Source organism: Streptomyces sp. CNH189 (genome assembly GCF_000527195.1).
On the sequence record NZ_AZUS01000017.1, the window covers coordinates 81,267 to 100,171 of the forward strand.

15 protein-coding genes are annotated in these 18,905 nt (G+C 71.6%); 4 read left to right on the forward strand and 11 right to left on the reverse strand.

Annotation, left to right across the window (positions count from 1 at the left end):
- The first annotated feature begins 345 nt into the window (after nt 1-345).
- Both B100_RS0122595 and B100_RS0122600 read left to right on the forward strand, forming a co-directional pair.
- Nucleotides 346-1,044 (forward strand): lytic transglycosylase domain-containing protein, encoded by a 699-nt coding sequence (locus B100_RS0122595; protein WP_024886684.1) that lies wholly within the window; start codon nt 346-348, stop codon nt 1,042-1,044.
- 147 nt (nt 1,045-1,191) lie between these two features.
- Nucleotides 1,192-2,568, forward strand: coding sequence for an AI-2E family transporter (locus B100_RS0122600; RefSeq protein ID WP_024886685.1), 1,377 nt, complete (start codon nt 1,192-1,194; stop codon nt 2,566-2,568).
- An 83-nt stretch (nt 2,569-2,651) separates the two neighbouring features.
- On the opposite strand, the gene B100_RS0122605 is transcribed toward B100_RS0122600, so the two are convergent.
- Nucleotides 2,652-3,185, reverse strand: a complete 534-nt coding sequence (locus B100_RS0122605) for an alkyl hydroperoxide reductase (protein ID WP_024886686.1) — start codon at nt 3,183-3,185, stop codon at nt 2,652-2,654.
- A gap of 6 nt (nt 3,186-3,191) precedes the next feature.
- Complete coding sequence (locus B100_RS0122610; protein WP_024886687.1) at nt 3,192-3,746, reverse strand: peroxiredoxin; 555 nt, start codon at nt 3,744-3,746, stop codon at nt 3,192-3,194.
- 133 nt (nt 3,747-3,879) lie between these two features.
- Here B100_RS0122610 and B100_RS0122615 point away from each other — a divergent pair, with 133 nt between their 5' ends.
- The gene (locus B100_RS0122615; protein WP_078541100.1) at nt 3,880-4,824 is read left to right on the forward strand and encodes a LysR substrate-binding domain-containing protein; all 945 of its coding nucleotides are present in this window, start codon (nt 3,880-3,882) and stop codon (nt 4,822-4,824) included.
- A gap of 24 nt (nt 4,825-4,848) precedes the next feature.
- On the opposite strand, the gene B100_RS0122620 is transcribed toward B100_RS0122615, so the two are convergent.
- The 5 genes from B100_RS0122620 to B100_RS0122640 all read right to left on the reverse strand — a co-directional run bounded on the left by B100_RS0122620 (nt 4,849) and on the right by B100_RS0122640 (nt 9,825).
- A complete protein-coding gene (locus tag B100_RS0122620; RefSeq protein WP_024886689.1) occupies nt 4,849-7,191 on the reverse strand; it encodes an ABC transporter permease in 2,343 nt (780 codons plus the stop codon).
- Nucleotides 7,188-7,883, reverse strand: a complete 696-nt coding sequence (locus B100_RS0122625; protein ID WP_024886690.1) for an ABC transporter ATP-binding protein — start codon at nt 7,881-7,883, stop codon at nt 7,188-7,190. Before B100_RS0122625 ends, B100_RS0122620 begins: the two co-directional genes overlap by 4 nt.
- Nucleotides 7,880-8,404 (reverse strand): PadR family transcriptional regulator, encoded by a 525-nt coding sequence (locus B100_RS0122630; RefSeq protein WP_024886691.1) that lies wholly within the window; start codon nt 8,402-8,404, stop codon nt 7,880-7,882. The genes B100_RS0122625 and B100_RS0122630 overlap by 4 nt, the downstream gene beginning before the upstream one ends.
- A gap of 168 nt (nt 8,405-8,572) precedes the next feature.
- The gene (locus B100_RS0122635) at nt 8,573-8,893 is read right to left on the reverse strand and encodes a hypothetical protein (protein ID WP_024886692.1); all 321 of its coding nucleotides are present in this window, start codon (nt 8,891-8,893) and stop codon (nt 8,573-8,575) included.
- A complete protein-coding gene (locus tag B100_RS0122640; protein WP_024886693.1) occupies nt 8,890-9,825 on the reverse strand; it encodes an SPFH domain-containing protein in 936 nt (311 codons plus the stop codon). The genes B100_RS0122635 and B100_RS0122640 overlap by 4 nt, the downstream gene beginning before the upstream one ends.
- Nucleotides 9,826-10,120: 295 nt before the next feature.
- On the opposite strand from B100_RS0122640, the gene B100_RS0122645 reads away from it, so the two are divergent.
- Nucleotides 10,121-12,409 carry a transglycosylase domain-containing protein gene (locus tag B100_RS0122645; RefSeq protein ID WP_024886694.1) on the forward strand — a complete coding sequence of 763 codons (2,289 nt, stop codon included), beginning with the start codon at nt 10,121-10,123 and terminating at the stop codon, nt 12,407-12,409.
- Nucleotides 12,410-12,666: 257 nt separating this feature from the next.
- Here B100_RS0122645 and B100_RS0122650 read toward each other — a convergent pair whose 3' ends face one another.
- The 4 genes from B100_RS0122650 to B100_RS0122665 form a co-directional block, all read right to left on the reverse strand.
- A complete protein-coding gene (locus tag B100_RS0122650; RefSeq protein ID WP_024886695.1) occupies nt 12,667-14,805 on the reverse strand; it encodes a SpoIIE family protein phosphatase in 2,139 nt (712 codons plus the stop codon).
- Nucleotides 14,806-15,079: 274 nt separating this feature from the next.
- Entirely contained in the window at nt 15,080-15,775 is a 696-nt protein-coding gene (gene fomD / locus B100_RS0122655) for a cytidylyl-2-hydroxypropylphosphonate hydrolase (protein ID WP_024886696.1), read from the reverse strand.
- Between the two features lie 72 nt (nt 15,776-15,847).
- Nucleotides 15,848-17,251, reverse strand: a complete 1,404-nt coding sequence (locus B100_RS0122660) for a class II fumarate hydratase (RefSeq protein WP_024886697.1) — start codon at nt 17,249-17,251, stop codon at nt 15,848-15,850.
- 109 nt (nt 17,252-17,360) lie between these two features.
- Entirely contained in the window at nt 17,361-18,791 is a 1,431-nt protein-coding gene (locus B100_RS0122665) for a M28 family peptidase (protein WP_024886698.1), read from the reverse strand.
- Nucleotides 18,792-18,905 lie beyond the last annotated feature (114 nt).

Genomic DNA, 18,905 nt, shown 5'->3' on the forward strand with positions numbered 1-18,905 from the left:
CGTCGGCGCGTGTGCGGCTTTCCGGGAATCCTCAGGGGCAAACAGCATGTGAGCTTTCACACGCGACAGAGAATTGCCTTGCGCCGCCCGGTTGCGGCAGAGTCTCACTCCTGTCAGGCCCCGCATACGACACAGCTGCACCCCCAGCGGTGCAGAACCACACGAGAACACCGTTCCAACTCCATAGCGTCGTCGTATGCCGCCCGAGCACCACGCGGCACTCCTGTCCAGGGAGTTGCCCACCGGGCCCGTGCCTCCCGTGACCCGTAGTTGGGGAGGCCAGTGTCAGGGGCACGATTGCGTCCGCGAGGGTCACCGAAGCGGGCGATGCTGGAAGGAAACCGTGTGAGCCGGATCTCGGTCCGGGGATTCGCAGTGGCCTCGGCCACGGCGGTCACCGCCGTCGGAAGCGTCGTCGGCGTTGCCTCGGGCAGCACCGCAGCGCAGAACAACGACGCCGAAGCGACGGCAGCCGGCACCACGCTGCTCGCGGACATCCCCGCAGGGCAGCAGGCGCAGGTGCAGACCGCGTCGCTGACGCAGCAGGCCGAAACGATGGCCATCGCCGCGGACGCGACCGCCAAGAAGGACGCGGAGGAGGCTGCCCGCAAGGCAGCCGCCAAGACCGCGATCGCGAAGAAGAAGGAAGCCGAGAGGGCCGAGCGCGAGGCCAAGGAGCGCGAGGAGGCCGAGAAGGTCGCCAGCCGTTCCGCGTCCCGGGACGCGTCCGCCTTCGTGGTCCAGGCCTCCTACTCGGTCTCCGACGTCCAGGCCATCGCCCGCCAGATGGTGCCGGCCGACCAGTTCCAGTGCTTCAGCAACATCGTGGACCACGAGTCCAGCTGGAACTACACGGCCTCCAACCCGTCCTCCGGCGCCTACGGCCTGGTGCAGGCACTGCCGGGCTCCAAGATGGCCTCCGCCGGCGCCGACTGGCAGACCAACCCGGCCACCCAGATCAAGTGGGGCCTCAACTACATGGACAGCCGCTACGGCAGCCCTTGCGGCGCCTGGGAGTTCTGGCAGGCCAACCACTGGTACTAGGCCCGCGGACCCGCCCCGTCACCGACGGGCGCGCGTGACCTCGGCAAAGCCCCGCACCGTCCTACGGTGCGGGGCTTTCGCCATGTACCGTCTGAGCGACGGCTCCAGGGGTGACTGGTGGGCGGAAACGGGGGAAGAGGACGGATCATGTCGCAACTGCCAGGGTGGCTCGGCCGGGTCGGAGCCGGACTGACGAAGGTCGGCAAGAAGCTCGAGGAGCGCCGCGCCGAAGTGCAGGGCGAGCAGGGGCCGGACGACGGCCCCGGGCGCCACACCACCGACCCCGACCGGCCGCCCGCGCCCCCCGAGTACACCCAGGTCGTCCTCCCCGCGCGCCCCGACCCGGCGCAGGCCGTTCCGTGGGGCGTACGGGTGGCCGCCGAGGCCGGCTGGCGCCTGCTGGTGCTGGCGGGCACCGTCTGGGTGCTGATGCGCATCATCAGCGCCGTCCAGCTGGTGGTGCTGGCGTTCGTCGCCTCGCTGCTGATCACCGCGCTGCTCCAGCCCACGGTGTCGCGGCTGACGCGGCTCGGGGTGCCGCGCGGACCGGCCACCGTGCTGACGGCGCTGTTCGGCTTCGTCGTCATGGGACTCATCGGCTGGTTCGTGACCTGGCAGGTCATGGAGAACATCGACACCCTCGCCGACCAGATCCAGGACGGCATCGACGAGCTGCGCAACTGGCTGCTCAACAGCCCCTTCCATGTCACCGACAAGCAGATCAACGAGATCGCCAAGAATCTGCGGGAGGCGGTCGGCGCCAACACCGAGCAGATCACCTCGGCGGGCCTGGAGGGCGTGACGGTCGTCGTCGAGGCGCTCACCGGCATCCTGCTGGCGGTCTTCTCGACGCTGTTCCTGCTCTACGACGGCAAGCGCATCTGGCGCTGGTCGCTCAAGCTGGTCCCGGCCGCCGCCCGTCCGGGCGTCGCCGGTGCCGGCCCGGTCGCCTGGCGCACGCTGACCGCGTACGTGCGCGGCACGGTGGTGGTGGCGCTGATCGACGCCATCTTCATCGGCCTCGGCATCTACTTCCTCGACGTGCCGCTTGCGGTGCCGCTCGCCGTCTTCATCTTCCTGTTCTCGTTCATCCCGCTCGTCGGCGCGGTGGTGTCGGGCGCGCTGGCCGTGGTCGTCGGCCTCGTCACCCAGGGCGTGTTCACCGGTGTGATGGTGCTCGTGGTGGTGCTGGCGGTCCAGCAGATCGAGGGACACATCCTCCAGCCGTTCATCCTCGGGCGCGCGGTGCGGGTCCATCCGCTCGCGGTGGTGCTGGCGGTGGCCACCGGCGGCATCGTTGCCGGCATCGGGGGCGCGGTGGTCGCCGTACCGCTGGTCGCGGTCGCCAACACCGTCGTCGGCTATCTGCGGGCCTACTCCCACGAGGCGGCCCTCGCGCAGTCGCCCCGGCCGCGGGGCGCGACGGCCATGTCCGCGCCGGACGCCCCGGCCCCGGCGACCCCCGAACCGCAGCACCCGGCGACGGAGGCCGACCGGCCCCCGGAGCCCACGGACGAACGCTGACGCCGGCGAGCGCGCGGAAACGGTGACGGGCCCGCCCACCCCGGCGGGTGGACGGGCCCGTACGTGACGGGGTGGGCGCGGAGTTACTCCGCGAGCGCCGCCTCGGCGTCGAGGGTCGCTGCGACGGCCTGGACCACCGCGGCGATCTTGAACGCCTCCTGGATCACCTCACGGTCCACGCCGGCCTTGCGCAGCACCTGCTCGTGCGAGTCGAGGCACATGCCGCAGCCGTTGATGGCGGAGACGGCGAAGGACCAGTACTCGAAGTCGACCTTGTCGACGCCGGGGTTGCCGATGACGTTCATCCGCAGACCGGCCCGCAGGTTGCCGTACTCGTGGTCCGACAGCAGGTGGCGGGTGCGGTAGAAGACGTTGTTCATCGCCATCACGGCGGCGGCGGCCTTGGCGGCCGTGTACGCCTCCGGCGACAGGTTCGCCTTCGCCTCCGGCTCCAGCTCGCGCAGCACGATCGGCGAGCGCGACGCGATGGCCGTCGCCAGCACCGTGCCCCACAGCTGCTGGGCCGGCAGGTCGGAGTTGCCGATGACCGAACCCAGGTTGAGCTTCAGGTCCTTGGCGTAGTCCGGTATACGGGACTTCAGGGAGTCGAGGGACATGTCAGGTCACTCCCCGGCCAGCAGCGCGACCGGGTCCAGGGTGTCCTCGCCCTTGGTCCAGTTGCACGGGCAGAGCTCGTCGGTCTGCAGGGCGTCCAGGACCCGCAGGACCTCCTTCGGGTTCCGGCCGACGGAGCCGGCGGTCACCATGGAGAACTGGATCTCGTTGTTCTGGTCCACGATGAACACCGCGCGCTTGGCGAAGCCGTCCTCGCCCTCGATGCCGAGGTCACGCATCAGCTCGTGCTTGGAGTCCGCCATCATCGGGAACGGCAGGTCGCGCAGGTCGTCGTGGTCCTTGCGCCAGGCGTGGTGGACGAACTCCGAGTCACCGGAGAAGCCGAGCACCTGGGCGTCGCGGTCGGCGAACTCGTCGTTCAGCTTGCCGAATGCGGCGATCTCGGTCGGGCACACGAAGGTGAAGTCCTTGGGCCACGCGAACACGACCTTCCACTTGCCCTCGTAGGTCTTGTGGTTGATCGTCTCGAACTCCTTGCCCTTCTCCAGCGAGACACAGGCGGTCAGTTCGAACTCGGGGAACTTGTCACCGACAGTGAGCACAGGCTCTCCTTGCAGCGAAGAAACACCCCAATTGTGGATGTTTCCCATGGGTTGGACCTGGTTGATGTTGGCACAGAGTGCATTGATCAGTGAAATAGCTACACTCGGTCGGGTTGATCGGAGGGACCTATCAGTGACCGTGGGTGACCGGCGCAGGCAGCCGAGCCTCGCGCAGCTCCGGGCGTTCGCCGCGGTGGCCGAGCATCTGCACTTCCGGGACGCCGCCGCGTTCCTGGGGATGAGTCAGCCGGCGCTGTCCGGCGCGCTGTCGGCGCTGGAGGAGACCCTCGGCGTCACGCTGGTGGAACGTACGACGCGCAAGGTGCTGCTCACCCCGGCAGGGGAGCGGCTCGCCGCCCGGGCCAAGGGCGTGCTCGCGGAGGTCGCCTCGCTGATGGAGGAGGCGGACGCGGTGCGGGCGCCGTTCACCGGGGTGCTGCGCCTCGGTGTGATCCCGACCGTCGCCCCCTACCTGCTGCCGACGGTCCTGCGGCTGGTCCACGACCGCTACCCCCGACTCGACCTCCAGGTGCACGAGGAGCACACCGCCAGCCTGCTCGACGGGCTGGCCGCCGGGCGTCTCGACCTGCTGCTGCTCGCCGTGCCGCTCGGCGTCGGCGGCGTGACCGAGCTTCCCCTCTTCGAGGAGGACTTCGTGCTGGTCACCCCGCCCGGCCACCGGCTCGGCGGCCGCCGGGGCATACCCCGCACGGTGCTGCGCGAGCTGAACCTGCTGCTGCTCGACGAGGGGCACTGCCTGCGCGACCAGGCCCTCGACATCTGCCGCGAGGCCGGCAGCGCGGGGGTGGCGGCCACCACCACCGCGGCCGGACTGTCCACGCTGGTGCAGCTGGTGGCGGGCGGCCTCGGGGTGACGCTGCTGCCGCGCACCGCCGTCGAGGTGGAGACCAGCCGCGCCGACCGCCTCCTCACCGCCTGCTTCGCCGACCCGGCCCCGAAACGCCGCATCGCCCTCGCCATGCGCACGGGCGCGGCGAGGGCGACGGAGTACGAGGAACTGGCGGCGGCGCTGCGCGAGGCGATGCGCGCTCTGCCGGTCCGGCCGGTGGAGGACTGAACGCCCTCCCCGGCCGGAGGCGGGTCACTCGGTGCGCAGCCCGTCCGGGCGCATCATCCGCAGCAGCGGCGGCAGGCTGAGCAGGGTGACCAGGGCGACCACGCCCGCGCCGACCCCCGTCATCCCGAGCACGCTCCCCCAGTCCACGTGCACCGGAGTCGCGGTCATCCGCAGCAGCACCACGCCGAGGGTCGTCCCCACCACCGCGGCGAGCACCAGCCCCAGGCCGATCGGGATCGCCGTCTGCCACAGCACCGACAGGCTCAGCGTGCGGCGCCGGGTACCGAAGGCGACCAGGGCCGACAGCAGCTTCCGGCGCTCCCGCAGCTGCTCCAGCTGGGAGACCAGCAGGCTCGCCCCGATGAGGAACAGCACGGCGGTGGCGCCGGCGAACAGGCCGGTGCGGATGGAGTCGAACCGGGTGGTGCGCTCCGTGGCGGACCAGGTCGTCGTGTGGGCCAGCGGATCGACGGCGGCGGCCGTGTTGCGCACGAACTCCTGCACATCGGGCACCGAGTCGTCGATGGAGAGGTACAGTCGCGCGGTGACCGACTCCGCGACCTCCGGCGACATCGCGCCGGGCGTCAGCAGGAACCCGCTCTGCATCATCCCGGTCGGGTCCATGACGGAGACGGCGGTCTTCACGTCCCGCGGCACGGTCCAGAGGTTGTCCGGCGCGTCGGGCGCGTAGCCGTTGGGCTCCAGGTGCAGCTTGCGCCCCGGCTTGTTCAGGGCGGGCGTGTCGGTGTCGTAGTCGGCTCCGGTGACCGCGAAGACGTCACCGTCCTCGCAGTCGGACAGCTTCGCGACCAGGCGCAGGGCCTTGCAGTCGCCCACGGTCAGCTGCGTCCCGAGGCCCGTGTCCTCCGACTTCCAGGAGCGCTCGTAGAGGTACCCGTGGGACAGCGCGTCGACCTCACGCACGCCCCGGGTGTCCTCCAGCTTCGCCGCGGCGGGCGCGTACGGGACGCCGTCCGAGAGGTTGACCTCCATCTGCGCCCGGGACACGTCCTGCCCGGTCGTACGGGTGTACTGGCCGTCGATGCCCGCGAACAGCATCTGCAGGGCGATCGCACCGGCCACCGCCACGGCGATGCCGTTGACCATGCGGGCCGCCGTACCGCTGCTCAACTGGAGCCGCCGCACGGCCAGCTGCCAGGCCAGGCCGCCCGAACCGAGCCGGGAGACGACCGTCTCCACGATCCACGGCAGCAGGGCGGTGACCCCGACGAGGAGACACAGCACACCGCCGACGACCAGGTACTGGTTGAAGTCGCCGTTCTCACGGCCCTGTCCGAGCATCGGCACGAGCATGGCCACACCGGCGAGCGGCAGCAGCAGCCGCCACCACAGCCGGCGGCGGGCGGGCCGCGTCGTGCGGACCACGCCGAGCGGCTCGATGACCACGCCGCGCAGCGCGGCCAGGGTGACCAGCACCGCGGCGGCCGGGACCGCGACGGCGACCAGCAGGGCCAGCACCGGCGAGGGGTTGAGGTCGCTCGGGAAGACACTGAGGCGGAACAGCTCGATGGACGCCGCGAACTCACGCCCCGCCAGGAAGAACAGCGTGCCGAAGCCGAGCCCGAGCACCGCGCCGGCCAGCGCCTCGCCCGCGGCGATGCGCCGGGTCATGCGGCTGTCCGATCCGACCAGCCGCAGCGCGGCGAGCCTGCGGTCGCGCCGCTCGCCGCCGAACCGCACCGCCGTGGCGATGAACACCGCGACCGGCACCAGCAGCACCACGAAGATGACCAGCGTCAGCATCAGGAGGACCGGGTCCAGCGGCTCGGTGTACTGACTGCGGTCCGCGCCGAAGGCGTCGATCCGCATGACCGTCGGGCTCGCCAGCCGCTCGGCGAGGCCCGTGCCGCCCGCGTACCAGGCGAGTTCCTGGGAGCCGATCAGCCCCGAGTCGCCGATGGTGCCCACGATGTCGTACGGCAGCCGGTCCCGCAGCAGCTTGCCCTCGTCGGAGGAGAGGAGCTCCTTCAGTGCGGGGGAGACCACCATGGTGCCGGGAGCGGGGAGTTCGCTCACGCCGGGCGGCACCGGGGCGCCGGGCCCCTCGGCCTCCACCAGTCGGCCGCGCAGGTCGCGGTCCTGGAAGTCGCTGTTGGCGTGCGCGATGAGCAGGGTGTCGTCCGACGGGCTCAGGGTGTCCTGGCTGTACGCCTGGTCCTGGCGGGCGTCCTCCCGCCGGTCGCGTCCGTCGAGCAGGTTCGGCACGGCGGTGGTGAGCAGCAGCAGCGCCACGCCCAGGCCGACGCCGACCGCGGTGAGCAGGGCTCTGATCCAGCCCTCCCGGCCGCCGGTGAGGGCGAAGCGGACGCCGAGACCGAGGTCCCGCGCCCACTGACGGGCGCTCATACGACTCGCTCCATGTCACGGGACTTGCCGTCGCGGACGACGATCTCGCGGTCGGAGTACGCGGCGACGCGCGCCTCGTGGGTGACGAGGACGACGGCGGCGTTGGTGGAGCGGGCGGCCTCGGTGAGGAGCTCCATCACCCGCTCGCCGTTGAGGGAGTCGAGCGCGCCGGTCGGTTCGTCGGCGAACACCACCCGCGGGTTGGTGACCAGGGCGCGGGCGACGGCGACGCGCTGGCCCTGACCGCCGGACACCTCGCCGGGCCGCTTGCCGCGGACGTCGTCGACCTCCAGGCGCTGCATCCAGGTGAGGGCGCTGCGCTCGGCCTCCTTGCGGGGGGTGCCGTTCAGCCGCAGCGGCAGGGCGACGTTCTCCACGCAGGTGAGTTCGGGGACGAGCTGGCCGAACTGGAAGACGAAGCCGAACTCGGAGCGGCGCAGCGCGCTGCGTTCGGAGTCGTTCATCGCGGTCAGCTCGCGCCCGTTGTACGTGATCGACCCGGAGTCGGGGGTCACGATGCCGGCGAGGCAGTGCAGGAGGGTCGACTTGCCGGAGCCGGAGGGCCCCATCACGGCGACGACCTCACCGGGGTGGATCGAGAAGCCGGCCCCGTCGAGCGCCTTGGTCGGGCCGTAGATCTTGTGCAGGTCCTGCGCGGTGAGCAGGGAACCGGCGGGTGCGGACGTGGTCATCGGGCCACCGCCTCACGGAGTTTGTCGAGGCGGGCCGCGGTGAGCTCAAGCCAGCGCAGGTCGGCCTCGAGGTGGAAGAGGGCATGGTCACAGATCAGCTGGTCGGCGAGATCGCCTGTGCGCTTGCGGTCGGTGAGGATGCGCATGCTGCGCAGGTGCTCGGAGCGCTGCGTGTCCAGGACGTCGGCCGCGTCGCGCTCGGTGAGGAGGGCGAGGACGACCTTGGTGTAGAGCGTCGACTGGAGGTACGGCTCGGGCTTCTCCGGTGTGGCGAGCCAGCGGGCGACATCGGTGATGCCGGCCTCGGTGATGGCGTACCGCTTGCGCTCCGGGCCGCCGCCGGCCTCGATGCCGTCGACTTCGACGAGACCGTTCTTCAGCAGGCGGGACATCGTCGAGTAGACCTGGCCGTAGTGCAGCGGCCGGTCGTGACCGAACTTCTCGTCGAAGGCGCGCTTCAGGTCGTAGCCGTGACGCGGGCCGGACTCCAGGAGCCCCAGAAGGGTGTGACCGATGGACATGAGGAGCACTCTACACACGGTGTATACGCACGATGTATACGCCCGGTGTGGAGTCCGTGCCCGTGCGTGGTCCGCCGCTGGTGGGGCCGCATTGTCACGGTTGTGTCACCGGCTCTCGCGCGCCTGCGGGCATGCGTTTGGCCCCCGCCTCGTGCGGCGGGGGCCGGTTCAGTCGGAGGGCGCCGTCCCGCCCGCCGGGGGCGCGCTTCCGCCCGAGGGCGCGCTTCCGCCCGAGGGCGGGCGGCCGCCCGGTGGCGGTCCGGCGGCCGGGGGGCGGCCGCGGCGGGGGAGGGGGCCGGTCTCGCCGGGGAGGCGGCCCGCCTCGGCGAGGGCCCGGCGCAGCAGGAACTCGATCTGCGCGTTGGCGGACCGCAGCTCGTCGCCCGCCCAGCGGGCCAGCGCCTCGTACACCGCCGGGTCCAGCCGCAGCAGCACCTGCTTGCGCTGCGGCCGGCGCTGCGGGGCCGGGCCCCCGGACGGTGCGGTCACTGGTAGAGCGTCCCGGTGTTGAGGACCGGCTGCGCCGAGCGGTCACCGCACAGCACGACCATCAGGTTGGACACCATCGCCGCCTTCCGCTCGGGGTCGAGGTCCACGATGTCCTGCTCCTGGATGCGGGCCAGGGCCGTCTCGACCATGCCCACGGCGCCCTCCACGATCAGCTGCCGGGCCGCGACGACCGCGCCCGCCTGCTGCCGCTGGAGCATCGCCGAGGCGATCTCGGGGGCGTAGGCGAGGTGCGTGAAGCGGGACTCGATGATCTGCACGCCGGCCGCCTCGACGCGCGCGTGCAGTTCGACCGCCAGCTTCTCGGTGATCTCCTCGGCGTTGCCGCGCAGCGACAGGCCGTCCTCGTCGTGGGCGTCGTAGGGGTACTCGATGGCGATGTGCCGCACGGCCGCCTCGGTCTGGGTGGAGACGAACTCGACGTAGTCGTCCACCTCGAAGGTGGCCTGGGCGGTGTCCTCGACCCGCCACACCACGACCGCGGCCAGCTCGATCGGGTTGCCGTAGGCGTCGTTCACCTTCAGCACCGCGGTCTCGTGGTTGCGGACCCGGGTGGAGATCTTGGTGCGGGAGGTGAAGGGGTTCACCCAGCGCAGGCCGTCCTCGCGGATGGTGCCCCGGTAGCGGCCGAACAGCTGCACCACCCGGGCCTCGCCCGGCGCCACCATGTTCAGTCCGCACATCGCGAGGAACGCGGCGAGCGCGACCAGGATGCCGCCGACGATGAGGACGGCCTTGGCGGCGGTGCCGTCCACCGCCGTGGCGACGACGATCATCACGACGCCGGCCGCCAGGCCGACCAGTCCCAGCAGCAGGGCGAGGCCGCCGCCGATGCTGTGCGCCTTGACCTCCCGGACGCGCGGGGCGGGCATCTCGGGTACGTCGGCCGTGACCTGCGGGTCGTGCGTGGGCATGGAAGCTCCCCCGTATCTCCGTGCGGCTGCGCACGGCGCTGTTCGTGCGGTGGTGTCGTCTGTCGGTGTCGTCTATCGACTTCCTATCTAAGTGATATCACATTACCGGTCCACGGCAACCTCCAGTGCGTTTCGTACGTCGGTTCCTTTGGAGTGGGTGCTGATTGTCACGTCCGTAAAGGCCGGATCGGCAGCCCTTTGTCATAGCTCCCGGTGCTAGCTTGCTGAGCTGACCTGAGCGGCGAACGCGTGTGCCTGATGTGCACACAGATACGAAGCGGAGCGGAACGGGCGTATGGGACGAGCGGATGAAAGACGCGCACGACAGCGCGGCGGGCGCCGTGCGGCACCCAAGGGCCGCCGCGCTGACGGTGCGGCCGGCCGCACCGGCATACGCCGCCTCTTCTCCTGGAAGAAGATCGTCGGCACCTTCTTCACCCTGTGCCTGCTCGGCATGGGCGCCTTCATCGTGCTGTACATGATGATCGACATCCCCGAGGGGAACGCCGACGCCGAGCTGCAGAGCAACGTCTACGAGTACAGCGACGGCAGCCTCATGGCCCGCGACGGCGACCGCAACCGCGAGATCGTCGACCTCGCCCGGGTCCCCAAGGACGTCCAGCGGACCTTCGTCGCCGCCGAGAACAAGACCTTCTACAAGGACGGCGGCGTCGACCTGAAGGGCACCGCCCGCGGTGTCCTCAACACCCTGTCCGGCAAGGGCGCGCAGGGCGGCTCGACGATCACCCAGCAGTACGTCAAGAACTACTACCTGACCCAGGACCAGACCGTCAGCCGCAAGCTCAAGGAGCTGGTCATCTCCCTGAAGCTGGACCGGGAGAAGTCCAAGGACTACATCCTCGCCGGGTACATCAACACCAGCTACTACGGCCGCGGCGCCTACGGCATCCAGGCCGCCGCCCAGGCCTACTACCGCGTCGACGCCGAGGACCTGACCGTCGAGCAGGGCGCCTACCTCGCCGCGCTGCTCCAGGCGCCCAACCAGTACGACTGGGCGATCGCCAGCGACCGGGGCAAGAAGCTCGTCCAGGAGCGCTGGGACTACGTTCTGGACAACATGGTCGAGCAGAAGTGGCTGGACTCGGGTGAGCGCGGCGCCATGAAGTTCCCCGTGCCGAAGGAGCCCAAGGCGGCCCCCGGCATGGAGGGGCAGACCGGCTACCTCGTCGAGGCGGCCAACACGGCCGTCAAGCAGCAGCTCGTCGAGCAGGGCGTCGCCGAGGACCTGGAGCAGGCCAAGGCGCTGCTGGACCGCGGCGGCTACACCATCACGCTCAACATCGACAAGAAGAAGCAGAAGGCGCTGGAGAAGGCGGTCAAGGAGCGGCTCACCAGCAAGCTCGACCCGACGAAGCGCAAGGTCGACGCGAACGTCCAGGCCGGCGCCGTCTCCGTGGACCCGAAGACCGGCAAGGTCGTGGCGATGTACGGCGGCGTGGACTACGTGAAGCACTACACCAACAACGCCACCCGCAAGGACTACCAGCCGGCCTCCACCTTCAAGCCGGTGATCCTCGCCGCGGCCGTGGAGAAGGGCGCCGAGACCCAGGACGGCGTGCCGATCACGGCCGACACGCTGTACGACGGCGACAGCAAGCACCCCGTCACGGACGACGGCAAGAAGGTCGGCTTCGCACCGCCCAACGAGGACGGCACCAACTACGGCGAGATCCCCGTCCAGGAGGCGATGAACAAGTCCGTCAACTCGGTGTTCGCGCAGATGGGCGTCGACGTCGGCATGACCGAGGTGATGCGGGTCGCGGGCGAGCTCGGCATGTCCGAGGACCTGGACCCGTTCCCCGCGCAGACCCTGGGCAGCATGGGCGCGAGCCCCCTGCAGATGGCCGGCGTGTACGCCACCCTCGCCAACCACGGCAAGAAGGTCACGCCGTCGATCGTGAAGACGGTCGAGCACAAGGACCGCACCCTGGAGATGCCCGACCCGGTCGGCCAGTCGGTGATCAGCCGCCGGGCCGCCGACACGGTCACCTCGGTGCTCACCGGAGTGGTCGACGACGGCACCGCCAAGGCCTCCGTGCGTGACAACCCGCTGCGCGACGGCCAGCAGGTGGCGGGCAAGACCGGTACGTCCGACTTCAACAGGTCGGCCTGGTTCACCGGCTACACGCCCGGCCTGGTCACTTCCGTCGGCCTGTTCGGCGAGGACGCCAAGAACGGCAAGCAGGTCCCGATGTACAAGGCGGGCGGCGTCGACTACCGCGTCAACGGCGGTGGTTTCCCCGCCGAGATCTGGGCGGCGTACACCTTCGGGGTGATGGACGAGGTCAAGAAGTTCGACCTGGAGACCGAACAGGGCTCGGGCGTCAAGCCGACCAAGAGCCCGACCCAGTCGGAGACCCAGTCGGAGTCGCCGTCGCAGACGCCGACGACGGAGGAGCCGACCACCTCGGCCCCGCCGTCGACCACGTCCCCGCCGCCGACGACGGAACCCCCGTCCCAGACCCCGACGTCACCCCCGCCGTCGCAGACGCAGACGAGTCCGCCCCCCACCTTCGACCTACCGGGCGACCCGGACGACCCCTTCAACAACGACCGCGAATAGCAAAGCCCTGAAGGGGCCCGGGGAACTGCGCGACCAGCCCACGACAAGCCGCACCCGGCGCAGGCGAGAAGCCCCCACGGCGGGTCGCGCCCTTCAGGGGCGCGGGGAACTGCGCGACCAGCCCACGACAAGCCGCACCCGGCAGCAGGCCGCACCCCCCGCGGCAGCAGGCCGCACCCCCCGCGGCAGCACCCCGCACACCCAAGAGGGGCGTCCGGTGACCTCACCGGACGCCCCTCTCACGCGTCAGCGAACCACTAGCCGTGGTTCAGCTCGAACCACACCACCTTGCCGGTGCTCAGCCGGGTCGCCCCCCACCGGCGGGCAAGGCGGTTGACCAGATACAACCCACGCCCGCCCTCGTCCGTCGCCCGCGCCTGCCGCAGCCGCGGCAGCTGCGGCACGTCGTCCCCGACCTCGCACCGCAGCACATCCGTCCGCAGCAACCGCAGCGTCACCGGCCGGGTCGCGTACCGCACGGCGTTGGTCACGACCTCGCTGACCAGCAGCTCCACCGAGTCGCTCAGCTCGTCCATGCCCCAGCGGGACAGCTGCCGCCGGGCAAGACGCCGCGCCCGGCCGGGCGCCGCGTCCTCCGGCTCCAGGAACCAGTACGCGACGTCGCTCGGCGCGATCCCGTCGAAGCGGGCGGCGAGCAGCGCGATGTCGTCGTCCCGGTCGCCCGGCCCGAGCATGTCGAGCACCTCGTCGCAGAGCGCCTCAAGGGGCGGCGGATGATCGGGCCCGGTCAACTGCGCGGTCGCGGCGAGCTTCTCGCGCAGCTGCTCGATGCCGGTCCACACGTCCCGCAGCCGGGACTCCACCAGGCCGTCGGTGTAGAGCAGCAGGGTCGCCCCGGCGGGCGCCTCCAGCTCCACGGCCTCGAAGTCCACCCCGCCCACGCCGATCGGGGCGCCCGCGGGCACCCGCAGCACCTCCGCGCGCCCGCCCAGGTGCAGCAGCACGGGCGGCGGATGGCCGGCGTTGGCGATGGTGATGCGGTGCGCGACCGGGTCGTACACCGCGTACAGGCAGGTCGCCATGCGGTCCACACCGAGCCGCTGGGCCTGCTCGTCGAGGTGGTGCAGCACCTCCTGCGGCGGCAGGTCGAGCCCGGCGAGGGTCTGGGCGGTCGTGCGCAGCTGTCCCATGATCGCCGCCGACGTCATGGAGTGGCCCATCACGTCGCCGACCACCAGCGCCACCCGGCTGCCCGGCAGTGGGATCGCGTCGTACCAGTCGCCGCCGACCCGGGCGGTCTCCGCGGCCGGCAGGTAACGCGACGCCAGCCGTACGCCGGTGCAGCGCGGCAGGGTCTCCGGCAGCATCGTGCGCTGGAGCTCGTCCGCGATGTACGCCTCGCGCCCGTACAGCACGGCCTTGTCGATGCCCAGCGCGCTGTGCGTCGCGAGCTGCGCCGCGACGAGCAGGTCGTCGGCCTCGAACGGGATGCGCTCGGGGCGGCGCAGGAACAGCGCGGCGCCGATCACCCGGCGGCGGCCGCGCAGCGGGGCGAGGATCGCCCGCTGGCCGTCCGGGACGGCCGACGCACCTTCCTCGCCGAGGAGTTCGGGCAGCGCCGCGCGGGCGGCGGGCGCGTCCGTGAACACCGGGCGCACCCCGCGCAGCACCTCGGCGAGCGCGCTGCCGGGCCGTACCGTGCACAGCTCCTCGCCGACCGAGTCCAGCTCGGACGGCTCCGGCGGCGCGACCGGCGTGAAGCCGCCGCCCTCGGTGTCCCGCTCGGCCGGGATCCGGTCGGTGCGGCGCAGCCGCAGCACCAGCGGACCGGTGGGCCGCTCGTCGCCGACCGGCAGCGGATCGCGGAGGTACACGAGGATCGCGTCGGAGAAGGTGGGCACGGTGGCCCGGCACAGCCCCATCACGATCTCGTCCAGGTCGATGCCGCGGGCGATCCGCCGGGTGGCCGCGCCGACGAAGCGCAGCCGGTCGCCGTCCCGCCGCATCGGCGTGGGCCGGCCCGGCCGCGTCACCTGGCCGGTGCGGCGCTCCTTGGCCTCCGGCGGCCGGGTCACCCGGCCCTGCCCGTCGGCGGGCTGCACCGGGATGCCGTCCGGCGCGGGACGCGGACGGTGGGCGTCCGGCTCCGCGTCCGGGCCGGTGCCCGGCTGGGAGTGCTCGGAACCCGGGCCGTCCGCGGGACCGGGGGCGGAGCCGCCGGGCGTGACCGTGCCGTGCGCGCCGGCTCCCGGCGCCGCTCCGGGCGCGGGAGGTTCACCGGCGGCGCGGCCCTGTACCGGTAAGGCGGCCCCGGTGCCGGCCGCCCGCTCCGGTGTCGGGGTACGCGGGAACGCCCCGCGGGGATCCGCGGGGTCCACGCCCGGCTGGGGGCGCTCGAAGGAGGTCGGCTGCTCCGTCACGCGTGTCGAGTCCATCCGTCCGGCGCACGCCGTGCGCGCGGTTCGCTCCGCCGAAACTCCGATACCCGGAACACGTGCCCCCGGAACGGATTTCGCGTGTGGTCAGAGGTTGTTCCTGCGACGCCGGCCGGCCGTCCCTGGCCGCTTCCGGTGTTTCCGTACCCCTCGCTCACGTCCTGCCGCCCCTCGGTGACGTCTGGTCAAGCCTCGCGCGCGCTCCGGTGGTTGCTGCTCCGCGCCCTTGCGGACGACGATCCTACGTTTCCTGCCCGGGGGCGCGGCAAGGGTCTCACGGGGACGCGTGCGCCGGTGTGCGGTCCCAGTCCTGTGGCAGTGACGGTACCGTCCAGGACGGATCCGGACGCCAGTTCTCCCAGCCGTCCGCGAACGGCGGCCCCCAGGCGTCGATCACCGCGACCGCCGCGCGCCCGGCCTCCCGGACCCGTCCGGCCAGCGCGGAATCCATCAGACCGTCCCGCTGGGCCTGCGCGAACTCGTCCTCGTCGCGCCAGTGCCGGCCCCCGTCCGGCTGCACGGAGATGTCCAGGAAGTGGTCCTCGGAGTCCACCCCGCCCGCCCAGCGGACGAGCGGCTCCTCCAGGTTCACGTACCAGTTCTTGAACCGCCAGCCCGGCTCCCAGAACAGCCACACCGACCAGGGCTCGCCGGGCCGGGCCAGCTTCAGCACACCGGTGCCGAACCAGCGGTCCCGCTGCACCGTACGCGGCTTGGTGTAGCGCGTGGCGAGGGGCTCCTGGTGCACCGGGGTGCCGTCGGCGAGCACGGGCTTGACGCACTCGGTACCGGGCGCCATCCACACGGCCAGCAGTTCCGAGTCGTCGCGCACGACCGTGACGGGGCGCGCGATGTGGATGCGCGCGCCGCCGTTCTCCCGGTACCGCCACAGGATCTGCGTCCCGGGAGCCCAGTAGGGGCGGGCCGCCCCGCCCGCCGTGCCGCGCATCGTGGTTGCACCCTCTGTCATGCGCAGATATTAGGTGGCCGGACCACACAGCGCTGCGGCACCCGTCACGGTTCACCCCCGGTGCCCGATGCTTTACGGGCGCGTCATCCGCAGGACATCCAGCGCCTCGTCGAGCTGTTCCTCGGTCAGGTCTCCGCGCTCGACGTAGCCGCCCTCCAGTACGATCTGCCGGATGGTCTTGCGCTCCGCGAGGGACTTCTTGGCGACCTTGGCGGCCTCCTCGTAGCCGATGTACTTGTTGAGCGGAGTGACCACGGACGGCGAGGACTCGGCGTACTCCCGGGCCCGGTCGCGGTGCGCGACGATCCCGTCGACCGTGCGGTCGGCGAGCAGCCGGGAGACGTTGGCGAGCAGCCGCACCGACTCCAGTACGTTCTTGGCGATCACCGGGAGCATCACGTTCAGCTCGAAGTTGCCGGACGCGCCGGCCGCCGCGACGGTCGCGTCGTTGCCCGTGACCTGGGCGCAGACCATCAGCACGGCCTCCGGGATCACCGGGTTGACCTTGCCGGGCATGATCGAGGAGCCGGGCTGCAGGTCGGGCAGGGCGATCTCGGCCAGGCCGGTGCGCGGTCCGGACGCCATCCACCGCAGATCGTTCGCGATCTTCGTCAGGCCCACGGCGACGGTCCGCAGCTGCCCGCTGGTCTCCACCACGCCGTCCCGGGCGCCCTGCGCCTCGAAGTGGTCGCGCGCCTCGGTCAGCGGCAGCCCGGTCGCCCGCGCGACCTCCTCGATGACCGCTGCCGAGAACCCGGGCGGGGTGTTGATACCGGTGCCGACGGCGGTCCCGCCCAGCGGCAGCTCGGCCAGCCGGGGCAGCGAGGCGTTCAGCCGCTCGACGCCGTACCGCACCTGGGCGGCGTACCCGCCGAACTCCTGGCCCAGGGTGACGGGCGTGGCGTCCATCAGGTGGGTGCGCCCGGACTTCACCACGTCCGCGAACTCCTCCGCCTTGCGCTCCAGGGAGGCGGCGAGGTGCTCCAGGGCCGGGATCAGGTCCCGGGTGACCGCGGCGGTGGCGGCGATGTGCAGCGACGAGGGGAAGACGTCGTTGGACGACTGCGAGGCGTTGACGTGGTCGTTGGGGTGCACGTCCCGGCCCAGGCGCTCGGTGGCGAGGGTCGCGATCACCTCGTTGGTGTTCATGTTCGACGAGGTCCCCGACCCGGTCTGGAACACGTCCACCGGGAAGTGCTCGTCCCACCGGCCCCCGGCGACCTCCGCGGCCGCCTCCTGGATCGCCTCGGCGATGTCCTCGTCCAGCACCCCGAGCCGGGCGTTCACCTTCGCCGCGGCGCCCTTGATGCGGGCCAGCGCCTCGATGTGGGCGCGCTCCAGCCGCTGCCCGGAGACCGGGAAGTTCTCCACCGCCCGCTGGGTCTGCGCCCGCCACTTGGCGTCGGCGGGGACTCTCACCTCGCCCATGGAGTCGTGCTCGACGCGATAGTTCCGGTCGTCGTCCGTGGTCGTCATCGTGTACCTCCGTGATCCACAGCAGCGGTCCCGGACGAGCGTATTCCCCGGGGGAGCCGTCCGCCCCGCCGCGACGTCGCGCGGCGGGGCGGAGCACCCGTGGGGGGTGTCAGCCGCTCTGCAGGGTCACGTCGTCCAGCAGGAAGCCGGTCTGCAGGCTGTAGTCCTCGGTGGCGGTGAACGTCAGGGTGACGGTCTGCCCGGCGTACGCCGACAGGTCGGCCGACCGCTGCACGTAGGCGCTGCCCGCGTTCACGTTGGACAGGGTGGCCAGTGTGGTGCCGTTCACCCGGACGGTGAAGGTGTCGTACGCCCGTGAGCCGGACTCGGCGGTCTCGATGCGCAGCCAGTAGCCGAGGGACGCGCGCGTGCAGCCGGCCGGCACGGTCACCGTCTGGCTGATCGACTCGGTGCTCGTGGAGCCGTTGCCGCCGAGCCATGCGAAGCGGGTGCCGCCGTGGGCCGGCCGGGCGGTGTGGGCGGCGATGGCCGCGGTGGTCCCCGTCCACGGCGCGGTGCCGCTCTCGAACCCGCCGTTGCCGACGACGCCGGCCGGGTCGCAGGTGCCGCCGCCACCGGTGCCCACGGCCTGCTGCCACAGGGTGTACGCGATGCCGTCGGCCGCGCGGTCGAGGCCGGTGGTGTTGATGTTGGTGAGGGTGTCGCACGCCCGGTGGTAGCAGGGGTCGTACGACGCGCCGGAGGTGCCGCCCCACTTGGCGGCCTGCGCGGAGGTCTTCCGGGCGCTCGCGCCCATCGCGTAGCCGGAGGTGGGGATGGAGTACCGCTCGAAGGAGTAGTCGTCGCTGCGGCCGGCGCCCTCGGTGTTCTCCTCGGGCCGGAGACCGAGGGAGTCCCAGTACGCCTTCATCGGCGCGGCGGCGGCGGAGGTGATGTGGTTGATGAAGTAGCCGCCGTTGGTGGAGGCGACCATGTCGAAGTTGTAGTACGCCTTGATCCGGGCGCGTTCCGTCGACGACAGCGAACGGACGTAGAAGTCGGAGCCGTTGAGGCCCTGCTCCTCGTCGGTCCACCAGGCGAAGCGGACCCGGTTGCGCATCTCCGGGTTCTGCCGGGCGAGCGTCAGGGCGTTCTCGAGCAGGGCGGCGGAGCCGGAGCCGTTGTCGTTCATGCCGGGCCCGGCGGAGACGCCGTCGAGGTGCGCCCCGAACATGTAGACGTTGTTCGCGTCGCCCTGGGGCCACTCGGCGATCAGGTTGGGGCCGGCGCCGCTGGTGCAGCCGGAGGTGCAGGGCTGCTCGGTGACGGTGTATCCGGCGGACTGGAGCTTGCCCTTCACGTAGGCGACGGAGTCGCGGTAACCCTGGGTGGTGGACCGGCGGTTGCCGCCGTTGCGGGCGGCGACGGCGCTGAGCTCGTCGAGGTGGGCCCGTACCGCGGTGATGCTGACGTCGGGTGCGGCGAGGGCGGTGGTGGTGGAGGCGGGGGACGTGCTGGACGCGGATGCCGCGGCGGGGAGCGTGCCTAGGCCGAGCACGAGGGCGAGCAGGGTGCTCGCCGTGGCGAATCTTCGTTTCACCTGGACTCCTCCGGACGGTGGCTGTGGGGTTGCCACGCGGGGAACCTGGCATGGCATGTGCATGCCGGGCTGTCAGGAAGAGTCACAGCAGGTTGTTGAGGCCGTCAACGGCAC